Source organism: Pelomicrobium sp. P1 (assembly GCF_052805615.1).
Window position 1 is genome coordinate 147,502 of record NZ_JBRBEM010000009.1, and the last position, 14,472, is coordinate 161,973.

The following is a 14,472-nucleotide window of genomic DNA, read 5'->3' on the forward strand; positions in this document are numbered from 1 at the left end:
GGGCATGAGGTGGGAGACCGCCATGAAGGAACGCTTCGCGATCGGCGGGGTGCCGCCGCTGGACGAGACGGAGCTGGATCTGTTCCGCCAGGCGGTGCGGGACGTGGCGCGGCTTCCCGAGAGCGGCCGGATCGAGCCGGTGTCCGAGCGCCCCGCCCCCATCGCCTACCAGCGGCTGCGGGACGAGGAGCAGGTTCTCGCCGAGTCCCTGGCGGGCGGCCCCTGGGAAACCCTGGTGGAGGCAGACGGGGACCTCTCCTTCGTACGCCCGGGCCTGTCCCGGCAGGTGCTGCGCAAGCTGCGCCGGGGTCACTGGGTGGTGCAGGACCAGTTGGATCTCCACGGCCTCAACCGGGAAGCCGCCCGGGCTCAGACAGCCGAGTTCCTCAAGGCCTGCCAGCGGCGGGGCCTGCGCTGCGTGCGCATCATCCATGGCAAGGGCCTGAGGTCGAAGAACGGAGAGCCGGTGCTCAAAATCAAGGTGCGCCACTGGCTCATGCAGCGGGAGGAAGTGCTGGCCTTCAGCCCAGCTCATCCGGCGGACGGCGGCACGGGGGCGATGCTGGTGCTGCTCAAGGCGGAAAACCGGAAGGGGTAAGGGGAACAGGGATTCCCCGGGCTTCTCCTGCGTCGCTTACGTCCTGCCGGTCAGATCGCCGCCTCGTCGGTCTCGCCGGTGCGGATCCTCACCACCCGCTCCACCGAGGTGACGAAAATCTTCCCGTCGCCGATCTTGCCCGTGCGGGCGCTCTTGACGATGGCTTCGATCGCCTGCTCCACCAGGGCTTCGGGCAGCACCACCTCCACCTTCACCTTGGGCAGGAAGTCCACCACGTACTCGGCGCCCCGGTACAGCTCGGTGTGGCCTTTCTGCCGCCCGAAGCCCTTCACCTCCGTCACCGTGAGTCCGGTCACCCCGATGGCGGAGAGGGCTTCCCGCACCTCGTCCAGCTTGAACGGCTTGATCACCGCCTCGATCTTTTTCATGGTTCGGCTCCAAGAATAGGAATGCATCGTGTGGCCTGCACCGCCGGCCTTGCCCTGGGAGTTTACCATCGGATGGTGCCGATTCCCTGAGGACCATGGCGAAGGCTGAGCTGCGCATCCTGGAGGATCTCCGCGGCGTGGACCGGGACGCCTGGAACCGGCTGGCGGGGGAGGACCCCTTCCTGAGCCACGAATTCTTCTGCGCCCTCCACGACTCGGGGTGCGCTGCCCCCGCCACCGGCTGGACGCCCTGCTTTCCCACCCTGTGGCGGGACAGCGAGCTCCTGGCCGCCATGCCCCTCTACCTCAAGACCCACTCCTTCGGCGAATACGTGTTCGACTGGGCCTGGGCGGAGGCCTATCGCCGCCACGGGCTGCGCTACTACCCCAAGCTTTTGTGCGCCGTGCCCTTCACGCCGGCGACTGGGTCGCGACTCCTCGCGCCCTCGAGCGAGACGCGGCTGCAACTCCTCGACGCCGCCCTCGCCCTAGCGCATGAAACCCAGGCCTCCTCGCTCCACGTCCTGTTTCCCCGGGAAGAGGAGAAGGCGGACCTGGAGCAGGCGGGCCTCACCGTGCGCCAAGGCGTCCAGTTCCAGTGGTTCAACCGGGGCTATGCCCGTTTCGAGGATTTCCTCTCGACCTTCACCCACGACAAGCGCAAGAAGATCCGGCAGGAGCGGCGCCGGGTGGCCGAGGCCGGCGTCCGTTTCCAATGGCTGGAAGGCCCTGACATCCGGGAGGAGGATTGGCGCTTCTTCTTCCGCTGCTACACCCGCACCTATCGCCTTCACCGCTCCACGCCCTACCTCACCCTGGATTTCTTCCTGCGGCTCGGGCGGGCCCTGCCCCGGCACGTCCTGCTCGCCATCGCCCGCCGGGACGGCAGGCCCCTCGCCGCGGCCTTCTTCGTGCGCAGCGCCTCCACCCTGTACGGGCGTTACTGGGGCGCCGTCGAGTATGTGTCCGGTCTGCACTTCGAGGCGTGCTATTACCAGGCCATCGAGTGGTGCATCGGGCAGGGCATCCAGCGCTTCGAGGGCGGCGCCCAGGGGGAACACAAGCTGGCCCGGGGGCTCTTCCCGGTGCGTACCTGGTCCGCCCACTGGCTGGCCCATCCCGGGTTCGCCCGGGCCGTGGAAGAGGCCCTCGCGCGGGAAGCAGCGGGCATGGACCATTACATGGACGAGTTGGCCGAGCGCTCGCCGTTCAAAGCGCTGCCGTGAGGTTCGAAGCGCCCCTCACCGAAGGCCGGCTCCTGCGCCGCTACCAGCGTTTCCTCGCCGACGTGGAAACGGCGGAAGGCCTGGTGGTGGCCCATTGCCCCAACACCGGGTCGCTCCTAGGCTGTCAGACCCCCGGCAGCCGGGTGTGGCTCTCCCGCAGCCGCAACCCGGCGCGCAAGCTCACCTATACCTGGGAGCTGGTGGAGGCGGACGGGGTGCTGGTGGGCATCCACACGGGCCGATCCAACCGGCTGGTGGAGGAGGCCCTGGCGGGCGGCGTGGTGGGGGAGCTGGAGGGTTATCGCCTCGAGCGGCGGGAGATCCGCTACGAGGGCTCGTCGAGCCGGGCCGATCTCCTGCTTTCCTCCGCCCGCGGCGGCCTCGCCTACGTGGAGGTTAAGAACGTGACCGCAGCGGTGAGCGGCGGGATCGCTCTCTTCCCCGACGCGGTGAGCAGCCGGGGCACCCGGCATTTGCACGAGATGATGCACGTGGTGAGCCGCGGCCAACGGGCGGTGCTGGTGTTCTGCGTGCAGCGGAGCGATGTGGACGAGGTGCGCCCCGCCGATGCCATCGACCCGACCTACGGCAGAACTCTGCGGGAGGCCCTGGCAGCGGGCGTGGAAGCGGTGGCCTACCGGGCCCGGGTCAGCCTGGAAGAGATCGTCCTGGTGGAGCGTGTTCCCGTGGTATGCCCCTGAGAAGCGCCCGCGGGTCAGCGCTCAGTTCAACTGGACACGCTCTCCCCAGGGCACCGGCTCCCGGCCCTTCACCAGCCACAGGACCGGATAGGGGGGCGCTCGCTCGGGGAATTCGCCGAGGGCGTCGGTGAAATAGATCAGGGCGTCGGGGCACAGGTCCTGGCGCTCGATCCACTCGAAGACCGGCGTGAAGCGGGTGCCGCCGCCCCCCGTCATCCGGGGCGGGAGGCGCAAGGCCTCCCAGGGCTCGAACACCCACGGCCCTTCGGGGGCGAGCCGCTCGTCGCAGGCATGCAGGGTGACCCGGGCCGGCAGTTGGCTCTTGAGGGCGTTCAGCTCGGCGGCGAACTCGGTAAGCTCCTCCTGGCCGATGGAGCCGGACACGTCGATCACGGCCACCACCTCCAACGCCCGGCTCGCTAGGCGCGGCAGGATCGCTTCCCCCTCCCGGCGCGGGGGACGCTGGAAGCTGTAGTCGTCCCGCCCGCAAGTCCGGAGAAAGCGTTCCAGCAGGGCCCGCCAGGGCAACCGGGGCTCGATGAAACGGTCCACGAGCCGCTGCCATCCCGCATGCAGCCGGCCCGCCCGCAGGGCCTGCTGAGCGGCGGCGGCGAGGCGCATGCGCCAGAGGCCGGCAAGCTCCTCGCCCCCCATGGCCGGGAGCGCCTGCGCCCCCAGAGCCGCCGCTCCCGCCCTGAGGCGGCCCACTGCCGCCGCTTCCAGGGCCAGATCGCCGGAAGGTCCGCCGCCTTTTGCGCCTTCCGGACTCGCTTCCCCCGGGGTAGCTCCCGCCGCCAGGCGGTCCGGGGCCTCCCCGCCCCCGTCGAAGGCATGCAGGTCCAGGGGCGCCTCCCGGGTGTCCTCGGGCACGAGGGGGTAGATCTCCTCCGCGGCCAGGCCCCGGAACGCGGGATCCAGCAGCGCCCCGGACGGGGGCTTTAACCCTTCCTCCACCAGCAGCCAGTTGACCGCGTGGTCGCAGGCCACGTCCCAGCGGCGGCGCACCCGGTGGCTGCGGCGGACGAAATGGCCGAGGGCGCAGTGGAGGGCCTCGTGGGCCAGCACGAACTGGGTCTCGGGCAGGGAGAGCCCCGCGATGTAGGCCGAGTTGTAATAGAAGGCCCGGGCGTCGGTGGCCACGGTGGGAACCCGCCGGGGATCCGCCGGCGTGAGGGGCAGGTGCAGCACCAGGGCCCCCAGGAACGGGGTATCCAGGATCAGCCGGGTGCGGGCCGCCCGCAGCTTGGTGTCGATGGCGGCGTCCATCGCCTGCACCCCCGTCGCGGCTTACGGCCCCGCCAGGGGCCGCTCATAGAGCACCAGGTCGGTGATGGAGTTGGCCCAGTCGGAAAACTCCGGCAGGTCGATCAAGGGCCGTCCCACCGAGCGGTGCATGTCGGCGACCAGCATCACCCCCAGCTCCCGCTGGGGAAAGGCCGTTGCGTACTTGAGGATGTTGCCGAGGACCCGGCGCGCGTCGGGCCCGCGGCTCGCCTGCACGGCCCGGCGCACCAGGGCCGCGGCGACTCCGTACTGCAGGTCCACTTCGTCGGGCACCCGCTCGCCCCGCCCTTCCAGGATGGCGTCCACGTCGGGCATGCGCTCCATAGTGTCGATGAAGGCCTTGAGCTCGATGCCCGCGGAAGCGCCCACGCACGCCTGCAGGGCGTCCAGGAGCAGCGCCTCCTCCTGGTCGAACTTGACCAGGGCCCGGTGGGCGTACTCCCAGGAACGGGGGGAGGGAAAGGCGACGGGGTGGCGCGCCGGGTCGAAATCGAACAGCAGGTCGGGGCGGAAGCGCAGGAAACCGATGATCCGGGGATCGATCCCGTGGGCGTGGGCCCAGGCCACCCAGTCGTCCAGGTGGGGCTCCACTTCGTAATGGGTGAAGCGGTTGGCCAGCGGCGCCGGCATCACATAGGTCACGCCCCGGTCCCCGGGCCGGTTGCCGGCGGCGAAGATGACCCAGCCGTCGGGCACCTGGTATTCCCCTAGGCGCCGGTCCAGAATCAACTGATAGGCCGCCGCCGCCACCGTGGGCGCGGCAGAGGTGATCTCGTCCAGGAACAGGATGCCCCGGTCGCCGTGGCGCTCCCGGTCGGGGAGCATGGCGGGCACGGACCACTCCACCCGGTTCCCGGCGCGGAAGGGAATGCCCCGCAGGTCCGTGGGCTCCAATTGGGAAAGGCGGAGGTCGATCAGGGCAACGCCGTGGCGGTGGGCGAGGTCCCCGATGATGCGGGACTTCCCCACCCCCGGCGGCCCCCACAACATCACGGGCGTATGCTCGCCAGAGACGGCGGCGTCGAGCTCCCGCTCCAGGATGGCGGCGATGTGGGAAGGACGCACTGGGTTTTCAACCTCGGGGGCTCGATGCATTCTAAACCTGCAGCGGAAGGGCAGCCAGCGGCGCCGGGGCCGGCTCCGCGCCGGATGCCCGCCGCGGCGCGCGAAGGGTAGAGTGGGCGCAGCCGTGGGCCCTGGCGCTGCGTTCACCAGGCTGTTCGGCGCGTTTCGGCGGCGCTCTACGCGCCTATTTTGGGATGGTTCTAGTCAGGAAAGGGGATTTTTGCTAACGTGCGCCGGTTCAGAGATCCGCCGATGAATTTCTGCTCCAACTGCGGCGCCCGGGTGGAATACCGGGTGCCGCCGGGCGACACCCTGCCCCGTCACGTCTGCCCCGCCTGCGGCGCCATCCACTACCAGAACCCGAAGATCGTGGTGGGTTGCATTCCCGAATGGGAAGACCGGGTGCTCCTGTGCCGTCGCGCCATCGAGCCGCGCTACGGCTACTGGACCCTGCCCGCAGGGTTCATGGAGAACGGCGAGACCACCTTCCAGGCCGCGTTGCGGGAAACGATGGAAGAGGCCTGCGCGCGGGTGGAGCTGGGACCCCTCTACACCGTGTACAACCTGCCCCACGTAAACCAGGTGTACCTCATGTTCCGCGCCCGGCTGCTGGACCTCGACTTCCGTCCTGGCGAAGAGAGCCTGGAAGTGAAGCTCTTCGCCGAGCCCGAAGTGCCTTGGAACGAACTCGCCTTCCGCACCATCCACGCCACCCTGCGCGACTACTTCGCCGACCGCGGCCGCGGTGAGTTCACCCTGCACGTGGGCACCATCGAGCCGGCGAAGAAATAAGGCCCTGTCGCGCCCATTTACGCGGTGGGCCTTTTGCCGCGGGATGGGATGCAGCGTTTAATCCCTCCCCTTCCACAGGCCCACCCGGCGTGCAGGGTGTCGTGGTGCGGCGGGGTGGGCGCTCGACGGTGCTCCGCGCCCCGCGTACACCGTCGAGCGCGCGGCCTGCCATTCGGCCGCGAACAGGAAGACGCCGTAGCAGTGATTCGTGGACGGCGAAGCCTCGCGGCTCATCGCCTCGACCTCAGCAGCTCCAAAGGGAGCCCTGCCTTGGAGGCGCCGGAGCGCCTCGCGCCAGTGCTCAAGACGCATCGTTAACTCGCCGACCACGGCCTTGAGGCGCGCCATCTCCTCGTCCTTGGGCGAGGGCTCGCGGCTCTTCAAGCGCGCCCGCCCGCGGCAAGAAGCGTCTCACGCCACTCGGAGAGCTTGGCCGCCGTGACACCGAGCTCCCGCGACCGGAGACCGAGATCCCCCCGAAGCAATCGCAACACCGCCTCGGCCTTTCTGCGGGCGAAGAATCGCCCCTTCACCGCTTGTTTCTTCGACACGGATACCTCCTTTGGTCACGGGGCATGTTGCCCTAAATCGGTGTCCAAAGAAATCGGGGGGCGGGGGAATTCCCGTAAAAAATCCGCTGTATGATATGTCCTGCGCCTTGACGGCGTGAGGCGGCAGAGCTGGGGCGGCGGCGACCCGCGTCCTCCGGGAAGCAGCAAGATTCTGGGTCTTTCCCACCCTACCTCAGCGCCCCGTACAAAAGCCGCACCGCGGGCGGACCGCGGCGCGGAAAGGGAGGAGTGCCGTGGTGGAACGCACGGGGGCAGGAGCCGCTGCAGACGCCCTGACCGAAGGCCGCATCCGCCTTCCCCAGTACCTGTTCATCCTGGCCCAGCTCGGGCTGCTCACGCTCCTGCTGCGGCAGTTCCAGATCGAAAGTCCTGCTTTCCTGCGGCTCGCTCTCCTCGCCTTCGCCGGCTTCGCCATCCACGCCCTGCTACCCCTGCGGCTGCGGCTGCCTTTCTTCCTGGCCCTGTCCATGGCCGGGATCGTAGTGGCGCTGGATCTCACCCACGGGCTGCGGCTCATCGCCATCGGGCTGATCCTCATCGGCATCTGCCACCTGCCGGTGTCCTTCTTCGCCCGCGGCGTGCTGCTCGCCGCGGCGGGGGGGCTCCTCGCGGCGCTGCGGGCGAAGTGGCTGGAGGGTCCGGTGTCCGACGCCGTATGGCCCATCCTCGGCTCCATGTTCATGTTCCGGCTGATCGTCTACTTCTACGATCTGCGCCACGACACGACGCCGGTATCGCCGGTCCGAACCCTGTCCTACTTCTTCATGCTGCCGAACGCCTGCTTCCCCCTGTTTCCGGTGGTGGACTACAAGGCGTTCCGGCGCAATTACTTCGACGACGACGCGTACCGTATCTACCAGGTGGGCATCGACTGGATGCTGCGCGGCGTCATTCACCTGATCCTGTACCGGTTCGTCTATTACTACCTCACCCTGGCCCCCTCCGAGGTGACCGGTCCGGGCACCTTGATGCAATACCTGGTGGCGAATTTTCTTCTCTACCTGCGCGTGTCCGGGTTGTTCCATCTGATCGTGGGCATGCTCTATCTCTTCGGCTTCCGCCTGCCCGAGACCCATCACCGCTATCTCCTCGCCGCCAGTTTTACCGACTTCTGGCGCCGCATCAACATCTACTGGAAGGACTTCATGCAGAAGGTCTTCTACTACCCGGCGGTGTTCAAGCTGCGGGGCCTGGGCACCACCAAGGCGATGGTGCTGGCCACCCTGTACGTGTTCCTCCTCACCTGGTTCCTGCACGCCTACCAGTGGTTCTGGCTGCGGGGCACCGCCCTGCTGGCGTGGCAGGACATCCTGTTCTGGATGATCCTGGGCGTCCTGGTGGTCCTGAACGGTCTCTACGAAATCAAACACGGCCGCCGCCGCACCCTGGGCAAATCCGTCCAGACCTGGCGCAGCCTCGGCGTCACCACCCTCAAGACCTTCGCCGTCTTCTGGTGCATCTGCGTGCTGTGGTCGTTCTGGACCGCCGAGTCTATCCCCGAATGGCTGTCCTTGTGGTCGGCCCTCGGCGGGGAATCGAGCTGGGAGGCGCTCGCCATCCCCGCCCTGGTGCTGGGGGTGATCCTGCTGGGCAGCATCGAACGCGGCGGGGTGCGCAACATTCGCGCCTCGGAACAGGAGGCGAAGCTCTGGCTGCGAGCCCGGGTCGCCACCGTGGCTGCCCTTGTGGCCCTGGTGGGAATCGGCATCGAAGGGGTGCACTCCCAGTTCGGCACCGAAGTGGCCACCGCCATCCACTCCCTGCGCTCCGGGCGCTTGAGCCGCCTGGATGTCGCCAAGCTGGAGCGCGGCTATTACGAAAACCTGCTCTCGGTGGACCGGTTCAACTCCCAGCTCTGGGAGGTGTACACGAAAAGACCCGCCAACTGGCTGGACGTGCAGGGGGCGAATCTCAAGCGCTTCAGCGGCGGCTTCGCCCAGGTGGAATTGATTCCCTCCTTCGTCTCGAAAGCCGACTTCGGCACCCTCAGCATCAACCGCTGGGGCATGCGGGATCGGGACTACGAGCGAATGCCGCCGCCCGGCACCTACCGCATCGCTCTGCTGGGCGCCTCATTGGTGATGGGCTGGGGCGTCGGCGACGGGGAAACGTTCGAGGCGCTGCTGGAAGAGCGGTTGAACCGGGACGCCGCCGAGGCCGGGCGGCGCAAGATCGAGATCCTCAACTTCGGCGTTCCTGGCTATCAGCCGCCCCAGCAACTGGTGGCGCTGGAGAAGGCGCTCGGGTTCAGCCCGGATGCGGTGTTCTACGTGGCGACAGGCCGGGAGATCTCCCGCGCGGCGAGATACATGGTGGAAGTGGTGCAAAAGGACATCGAGATCCCGTACGCGCCGCTGCGGGAGATCGTCGCTCAAGCGGGGCTCAACCGGGAGATGGACGAGGCCACCGCCCTCAAGCGGCTTGCGCCCTTAAGCGGGGAGATCCTGTCCCGGGTCTACCAGCGCATCGTCGAGCAATCCCGCGCCGCGAAGGCCATCCCCGTGCTGGTGTTCCTGCCCCAAGTCCGGGAGGGCGCCTGGCAGGAAGAGACCCCCGAGACCCTGCGCCGGGCGCAGCAAACCGGTTTCCTCGTGATCGATCTCTCGGACGTCTACAAAAACCACGACATCTCCTCGATCCGCCTCGCGGAGTGGGACGATCACCCCAACCGGCGCGGCCATGAACTGATCGCTTCCCGCCTCTACAAGGCGCTGCAGGAGCAGCAGGAAGCCATTTTCCATCACCAGCGGCAGGTATCGAGAAACTGATCATCGCGCGCGGCCAGGGAGGCCACTATGACAGAGGACATCAAGAGCGCCGTCAAGGAATTCATCCTCAGGGAGTTCCTGCCGGGGGAAAGCCCCGACGAGCTGACCGATGGGACACCCCTCATCACGGGGGGCGTGCTCGATTCCATCGCCACGCTGAAGCTCGTCCTGTTCATCGAGGAGCGCTTCGGGGTGACGCTCCAGGCCCATGAAACGGACCCGGAGCACCTGGACACCCTCGCCCAGATCGCCTCCCTCATCCGTTCCAAGCAAGGTTAAGGAGGCGAGACCATGGAAACGCCTTGCGTGCTGCACGATGCTTTCATCCGCGCCGCCGAGCGGTACCCGGAGCGCATCGCCGCGGTGGAGCCGGGCGCGGGGGAGATCACCTATCGCGAGCTGGCAGCGCTCTCCGACCGGGTCCGGGATCGCCTCCGGACCCTGGGCGTGCAGCCGGGCGACCGGGTGGGGATTTATTTGCGCAAGTCCATCGACGCGGTGGCGGCCATCTACGGGATTCTCAAGGCGGGGGCCGCCTACGTGCCGGTGGATCCCGGCGCGCCGCCCTCGCGCAACGCCTACATCCTGCACGACTGCGCCGTGCGGGCGGTGGTGCTGGAGCGGCGCTTCCAGGAAAAGCTGGAGGCCGAGCTGGCGCAACTGGGCGCCGTGCCGTCCTCCTTCGTCCTGGAGGGGGCCGGGGGCGGGGCCGCCCTGGCGCGGGCCCTGGAGCAGGCGGACGCCGCAAACCCCGCCCCGCTGACGACCACCGCGATGCCCGGGCCCGGCGATCTCGCCTACATCCTGTACACCTCCGGTTCCACGGGCAAACCCAAGGGGGTCATGCTGTCCCACGAGAACGGGGTGAGCTTCGTCGACTGGTGCTCCGAGGTCTTCGAGCCCCGCGCCACCGACCGTTTCTCCTCCCACGCGCCCTTCCACTTCGACCTGTCCATTCTGGACATCCACGTGGCCCTGAAGCACGGCGCGGCCCTGGTCCTGGTGGCCGAGGACGCGGGCAAAGATCCCCTGCGCCTCGCGCCCCTGATCGCCGAGCAGCGCATCAGCGTGTGGTATTCGGCCCCCTCCATCCTGAGCCTGCTGGCCCAGTACGGAAGCCTTTCAAGCCACGACTATTCCGCGTTGCGCCTGGTGCTCTTCGCCGGCGAGGTCTTTCCGGTGAAGCACCTGCGGACCCTGACCCGGTGGTGGCCCCACCCGAGGTATTTCAACCTCTACGGGCCCACCGAAACCAACGTGTGCACCTTCTACGAGGTGCCGCTCCCGATCCCGGAGGAGCGCACCGCCCCCTTTCCCATCGGCCGGGTGTGCTCCCATCTGCGCAGCAAGGTGGTGGACGGAGAGGGGCGCGAGGTCCAGCAGGGGGAAGAGGGAGAACTCTGCATCAGCGGGCGGGGCGTGATGCAGGGCTACTGGGCCCTGCCCGAGCGGACTGCCGCCGCCTTCCTCACCGACGGGGACGGGGTGCGGTGGTACAAGACCGGCGACATCGTGGTAGAGGGAAATGACGGAAATTACGTTTACCTCGGGCGGCGCGACCGCATGGTGAAGCGGCGCGGCTACCGGGTCGAGCTGGGGGAGATCGAGGCCGGGCTCTATCGCCATCCCCTGGTCAAGGAAGCGGCGGTGGTAGCCCTTCCCGACGAGGAGGCGGGCGTCAAGATCAAAGCCTTCCTGAGCTGCCGGGAAAGCAAGCGCCCCTCCCTCATCGAGCTGAAACGCTTCTGCAGCGAGGTCCTTCCCGCCTACATGATTCCCGACCACTTCGTCTGGTGCGAAGCGCTGCCCAAGACCTCCACCGACAAAGTCGACTATCAGCGATTGAAGGAAATGGTCTGATGGACTTCTCCTTGTCCGACGAGCAGAAGCTGCTGCGCGACAGCATCGTCAAATTCGCCCAGCGGGAATTGAACCAGGGGGTAACCGAACGGGACCGGGATCAGACCTTCTCCCGGGAGCTGTGGCGCAAGTGCGCCGGGATCGGCCTCCCGGGGCTTCCGGCGCCCGAGGAATACGGCGGCAGCGGCCTGGACCCCCTGTCCTGCGCCATCGCCCTGGAGGCGCTGGGCTACGGCTGCCGCGACGGGGGCTTGAGCTTTTCCCTGTGCGCCCATCTCCTCGCCTGCGTTGCGCCCATCACGACCCACGGGACCGAAGCCCAAAAGCGACGCTACCTCCCCGGGCTGTGCGACGGAAGCCTGATCGGCATGCATGCCATCACCGAGCCCGGTGCCGGCTCGGATTCCTTCGCCATGCGCACCCGGGCGGAGCGCGCCGGCGGAGGTTGGCGTTTGAACGGCACCAAGACCTTCGTCTCCAACGGACCGGTGGGCGACCTGGCGGTGGTCTTCGCCGTGACCGACCCGGCCAAGGGGTTCCACGGCGGCGTGACCGCCTTTCTGATGGAGAAAGGCACGCCCGGTTTTTCCGCCGGCGGGAAGTTCGAGAAGATGGGCCTGCGCACGTCCCCGGTGGGCGAGCTGGTGTTCCAAGACGCCCGCGTGCCCGAGGACGCCGTTCTCGGCGCGGTGGGAGGCGGCGCGGCGGTCTTTTCCACCGCCATGGACTGGGAGCGCACCCTGCTGGTGGCGTGCCACGTGGGCACCATGGAGCGCTTGCTGGAGACCTGCATCGCCTACGCCCGGACCCGCTCCCAGTTCGGCCAGCCCATCGGCAAGTTCCAGGCCGTCGCCCACAAGATCGCCGACATGAAGGTGCATCTGGAGGCGGCCCGCGTCCTCACCTACCGCTCCGCCTGGCGCCTCGCACACCAGCGCAACGCCTCGCTGGACGCCTCCATCACCAAGCTGTTCGTGAGCGAATCCCTGGTCCGCACGGCCCTCGACGCGGTCCAGGTGCACGGCGGCTACGGCTTCATGACGGAATACGAAGTGGAGCGGGCCTTGCGGGACGCCGTGGGCAGCACCCTCTACTCGGGCACGTCCGAAATGCAGCGCAACATCATCGCCCGCTGGCTGGGGCTTTGAGCGGCGATAGCAGGAGGCCAAGCAGCCCGTTGCTGTGTTCCGGAGCCTCCCGCCACGAGACAGAGTAGTGCGCCTATCCTCCCACAATAAGCCATACCGGTGCGAAGCCGCGCTTTCGAGCCACTCCGTAGCTGTTTGGTCCGGCTCTCCTTTCTAGCGGCTTACCCCTAGCCCATTCCTCCTTTGAGCTGATCAGTGCCATCGGCGTCTAGATCTAGATCAAGGGATCCGGCTCGATAACGCCTCAACACTTGCGAGAAGCATCCTACGAAATATCAATTTACATTTGGCCCCTTTTATCAGAAGCGCTCGCAATTTAATATTCTTGGTTCATGACATGATAGATGACTTCCCCGTTCATACGTGCTTATTGTAGCGAAGGTAGGAGCGAAGCAATGGCTACGGCGGGGATTTCCTCGAGAATCGAAGCCAACGGGCACGAGGCGGCAAAAAAACAATTCCTCAAAACCCTACTATGGATCTTCGCCTTCCTCGGCAACGTGGAGCTGGCCCTGCAAATCAGGGCTCACTTGAGATACGGCCAAAGCGTGTTCAACTTTTTAATAGGGGCAACGACATACGAATACAACAAGGAAATAGGCGTAAAGCTTCTTCGCCCATCCACAACGATAGGTGGAGCGGATTTCATCATCCGTAGCAACTCTATAGGCCTGCGCGGTCCAGAAATACCTCTGGCTCCCGTAACAAACGAGTTGCGCATAGCACTGCTCGGCGCCTCGACCATAATGGGCACTTATGCCCGTGACAACTCCAAGACTTCCAGTGCACAACTGGAGAGACTCATTAAAGCGCGGAAAAATATGAATACGGTTCGGGTAATCAATGCGGGCATCGCCGGCCTCACGATCCGCGATCAAATTCGGCTCTTTGAGCGCTTACTGGTCCCGCTCTCTATAGATATGGTCATCTGGTATCCGGGCGCCAATGATATCGGCTGCAAAAATCCGGTTCGTGAAAGGCACCAGAAAAAAAGTAATAACCTTCCTTACCCAGTCTTGCCCAATTGGATCTTGTCCTATGAGCTGCTCACCAAGAACACCTCCTGGCTCCGAGCCAACGTGCCGCAGAAATCCAGAGCGCTAGTTCCAGACTTCGACCCGGATTCACTTAGAAGCGACCTGATGCGGTTGATCGAGATCGCAAATCGAGAGGGCATCAAGATTATCCTATCCACCAGTGCGCGCAGCTTTACCTCGGCCCTGCCCGAAGAGGAGCGTCGCAGGCGTGCGTCCTCCGCGCTTCACTTCAGGCCCTGTTACACGGTTGATTCGCTTCTTGAAGCGCTCGATCGCTTCAACGAGACAATCCGCGATGTTGCGCACTCCGCAAACGTCACGCTTTTGGATGCCGCAACCCTCATACCTGCGGATGTTTCGTATTTCGGAGATACCACTCACTTTTCAGAAAAGGGAGAGATTCTCTTCGCAGAGCTCGCATTGAGCGCAATCGAGCGAGTCGCTAACCTTCATTGACTTGCAGCCGTGGGTTTAACCAGTTTCGGCTTTTTTGCGTTTCTAGGGACAGTCTGGCTAGCTGTCCACTACGCTGTGAATACGTCAAATGCGAGAAAAAACCTGCTGCTTCTCGCAAGCTACTATTTTTACGCAACTTGGGATTGGAGGTTTGCGGGGCTTGTTGCCTTCACAACTGTTGTGCAGTGGACGATCGGCTCCGCGATGCTTCATGCAGCAAGCCAGCGAGCCCGCAACAGATACCTTGTTGTTTCACTGGCCTACTGCCTCGGCTGCCTTGCCTATTTTAAGTACTTCGGCTTTTTCATCGCAGAGCTTCAGCAGCTTTTGGAGCTTGTTGGTCTTCCGGCTCAGTTTGGCACGCTCGAAATTTTTCTGCCTATCGGGATTTCCTTCTACACGTTTCAGGCGTTAACCTACACGTTAGACATCCACGCAGGTAAGATCACTGCGGCGGTCACGTTTTTTTGGACAGTCGGGTAAGCTAAAGCTGCCCGGTTGAAAGGAACGGGAAGCATGGGAGCAAAGCGCAAGCAGCACAGTGCGGAATTCAAGGCGCGAGTAGCGATGGCGGCA

General features: G+C 65.8%; 15 protein-coding genes. 10 read left to right on the top strand and 5 right to left on the bottom strand.

Annotated features, from left to right (window positions below):
• Positions 1–22 precede the first annotated feature (22 nt).
• On the top strand, positions 23–598 hold the full coding sequence (locus ACUVYZ_RS10635) for a Smr/MutS family protein (RefSeq protein WP_439934311.1): 576 nt from the start codon (positions 23–25) through the stop codon (positions 596–598).
• A 50-nt stretch (positions 599–648) separates the two neighbouring features.
• Here the strand turns inward: ACUVYZ_RS10635 and ACUVYZ_RS10640 are convergent, their stop codons facing one another.
• Positions 649–987: a P-II family nitrogen regulator gene (locus ACUVYZ_RS10640; protein ID WP_439934310.1), complete on the bottom strand. Its 339-nt coding sequence runs from the start codon at positions 985–987 to the stop codon at positions 649–651.
• Between the two features lie 95 nt (positions 988–1,082).
• Here ACUVYZ_RS10640 and ACUVYZ_RS10645 point away from each other — a divergent pair, with 95 nt between their 5' ends.
• Positions 1,083–2,213 (top strand): GNAT family N-acetyltransferase, encoded by a 1,131-nt coding sequence (locus ACUVYZ_RS10645; protein WP_439934309.1) that lies wholly within the window; start codon positions 1,083–1,085, stop codon positions 2,211–2,213.
• Positions 2,210–2,914, top strand: coding sequence for a DNA/RNA nuclease SfsA (gene sfsA / locus ACUVYZ_RS10650; RefSeq protein ID WP_439934308.1), 705 nt, complete (start codon positions 2,210–2,212; stop codon positions 2,912–2,914). The genes ACUVYZ_RS10645 and sfsA overlap by 4 nt, the downstream gene beginning before the upstream one ends.
• Positions 2,915–2,935: 21 nt before the next feature.
• Here sfsA and ACUVYZ_RS10655 read toward each other — a convergent pair whose 3' ends face one another.
• On the bottom strand, positions 2,936–4,180 hold the full coding sequence (locus tag ACUVYZ_RS10655) for a vWA domain-containing protein (protein WP_439934307.1): 1,245 nt from the start codon (positions 4,178–4,180) through the stop codon (positions 2,936–2,938).
• A 21-nt stretch (positions 4,181–4,201) separates the two neighbouring features.
• On the bottom strand, positions 4,202–5,263 hold the full coding sequence (locus ACUVYZ_RS10660) for an AAA family ATPase (protein ID WP_439934443.1): 1,062 nt from the start codon (positions 5,261–5,263) through the stop codon (positions 4,202–4,204).
• A 252-nt stretch (positions 5,264–5,515) separates the two neighbouring features.
• Here ACUVYZ_RS10660 and ACUVYZ_RS10665 point away from each other — a divergent pair, with 252 nt between their 5' ends.
• A complete protein-coding gene (locus tag ACUVYZ_RS10665) occupies positions 5,516–6,055 on the top strand; it encodes an NUDIX hydrolase (protein WP_439934306.1) in 540 nt (179 codons plus the stop codon).
• A gap of 57 nt (positions 6,056–6,112) precedes the next feature.
• On the opposite strand, the gene ACUVYZ_RS10670 is transcribed toward ACUVYZ_RS10665, so the two are convergent.
• Together ACUVYZ_RS10670 and ACUVYZ_RS10675 are read right to left on the bottom strand one after the other, a co-directional pair.
• The gene (locus tag ACUVYZ_RS10670) at positions 6,113–6,439 is read right to left on the bottom strand and encodes a hypothetical protein (protein ID WP_439934305.1); all 327 of its coding nucleotides are present in this window, start codon (positions 6,437–6,439) and stop codon (positions 6,113–6,115) included.
• Positions 6,436–6,606, bottom strand: coding sequence for a hypothetical protein (locus ACUVYZ_RS10675; protein WP_439934304.1), 171 nt, complete (start codon positions 6,604–6,606; stop codon positions 6,436–6,438). Before ACUVYZ_RS10675 ends, ACUVYZ_RS10670 begins: the two co-directional genes overlap by 4 nt.
• Positions 6,607–6,860: 254 nt before the next feature.
• On the opposite strand from ACUVYZ_RS10675, the gene ACUVYZ_RS10680 reads away from it, so the two are divergent.
• The 6 genes from ACUVYZ_RS10680 to ACUVYZ_RS10705 all read left to right on the top strand — a co-directional run bounded on the left by ACUVYZ_RS10680 (position 6,861) and on the right by ACUVYZ_RS10705 (position 14,379).
• Entirely contained in the window at positions 6,861–9,395 is a 2,535-nt protein-coding gene (locus ACUVYZ_RS10680; RefSeq protein WP_439934303.1) for a hypothetical protein, read from the top strand.
• A 27-nt stretch (positions 9,396–9,422) separates the two neighbouring features.
• Positions 9,423–9,674 (top strand): acyl carrier protein, encoded by a 252-nt coding sequence (locus ACUVYZ_RS10685; RefSeq protein ID WP_439934302.1) that lies wholly within the window; start codon positions 9,423–9,425, stop codon positions 9,672–9,674.
• Between the two features lie 12 nt (positions 9,675–9,686).
• Positions 9,687–11,255 carry an amino acid adenylation domain-containing protein gene (locus ACUVYZ_RS10690; protein ID WP_439934301.1) on the top strand — a complete coding sequence of 523 codons (1,569 nt, stop codon included), beginning with the start codon at positions 9,687–9,689 and terminating at the stop codon, positions 11,253–11,255.
• Entirely contained in the window at positions 11,255–12,403 is a 1,149-nt protein-coding gene (locus ACUVYZ_RS10695) for an acyl-CoA dehydrogenase family protein (protein WP_439934300.1), read from the top strand. Before ACUVYZ_RS10690 ends, ACUVYZ_RS10695 begins: the two co-directional genes overlap by 1 nt.
• A 395-nt stretch (positions 12,404–12,798) precedes the next feature.
• Positions 12,799–13,896, top strand: a complete 1,098-nt coding sequence (locus tag ACUVYZ_RS10700; protein WP_439934299.1) for an SGNH/GDSL hydrolase family protein — start codon at positions 12,799–12,801, stop codon at positions 13,894–13,896.
• 9 nt (positions 13,897–13,905) lie between these two features.
• Positions 13,906–14,379, top strand: coding sequence for a hypothetical protein (locus tag ACUVYZ_RS10705; protein WP_439934298.1), 474 nt, complete (start codon positions 13,906–13,908; stop codon positions 14,377–14,379).
• Positions 14,380–14,472: the final 93 nt, after the last annotated feature.

What these genes read in the sequence shown, in the direction of transcription:
- ACUVYZ_RS10635 (WP_439934311.1), top strand. Translation starts at nt 23, where the DNA reads ATGAAGGAACGCTTCGCGATCGGCGGGGTGCCGCCGCTGGACGAGACG.
- ACUVYZ_RS10640 (WP_439934310.1), bottom strand. Translation starts at nt 987, where the DNA reads ATGAAAAAGATCGAGGCGGTGATCAAGCCGTTCAAGCTGGACGAGGTG.
- ACUVYZ_RS10645 (WP_439934309.1), top strand. Translation starts at nt 1,083, where the DNA reads ATGGCGAAGGCTGAGCTGCGCATCCTGGAGGATCTCCGCGGCGTGGAC.
- ACUVYZ_RS10655 (WP_439934307.1), bottom strand. Translation starts at nt 4,180, where the DNA reads ATGGACGCCGCCATCGACACCAAGCTGCGGGCGGCCCGCACCCGGCTG.
- ACUVYZ_RS10665 (WP_439934306.1), top strand. Translation starts at nt 5,516, where the DNA reads ATGAATTTCTGCTCCAACTGCGGCGCCCGGGTGGAATACCGGGTGCCG.
- ACUVYZ_RS10685 (WP_439934302.1), top strand. Translation starts at nt 9,423, where the DNA reads ATGACAGAGGACATCAAGAGCGCCGTCAAGGAATTCATCCTCAGGGAG.
- ACUVYZ_RS10690 (WP_439934301.1), top strand. Translation starts at nt 9,687, where the DNA reads ATGGAAACGCCTTGCGTGCTGCACGATGCTTTCATCCGCGCCGCCGAG.
- ACUVYZ_RS10695 (WP_439934300.1), top strand. Translation starts at nt 11,255, where the DNA reads ATGGACTTCTCCTTGTCCGACGAGCAGAAGCTGCTGCGCGACAGCATC.
- ACUVYZ_RS10700 (WP_439934299.1), top strand. Translation starts at nt 12,799, where the DNA reads ATGGCTACGGCGGGGATTTCCTCGAGAATCGAAGCCAACGGGCACGAG.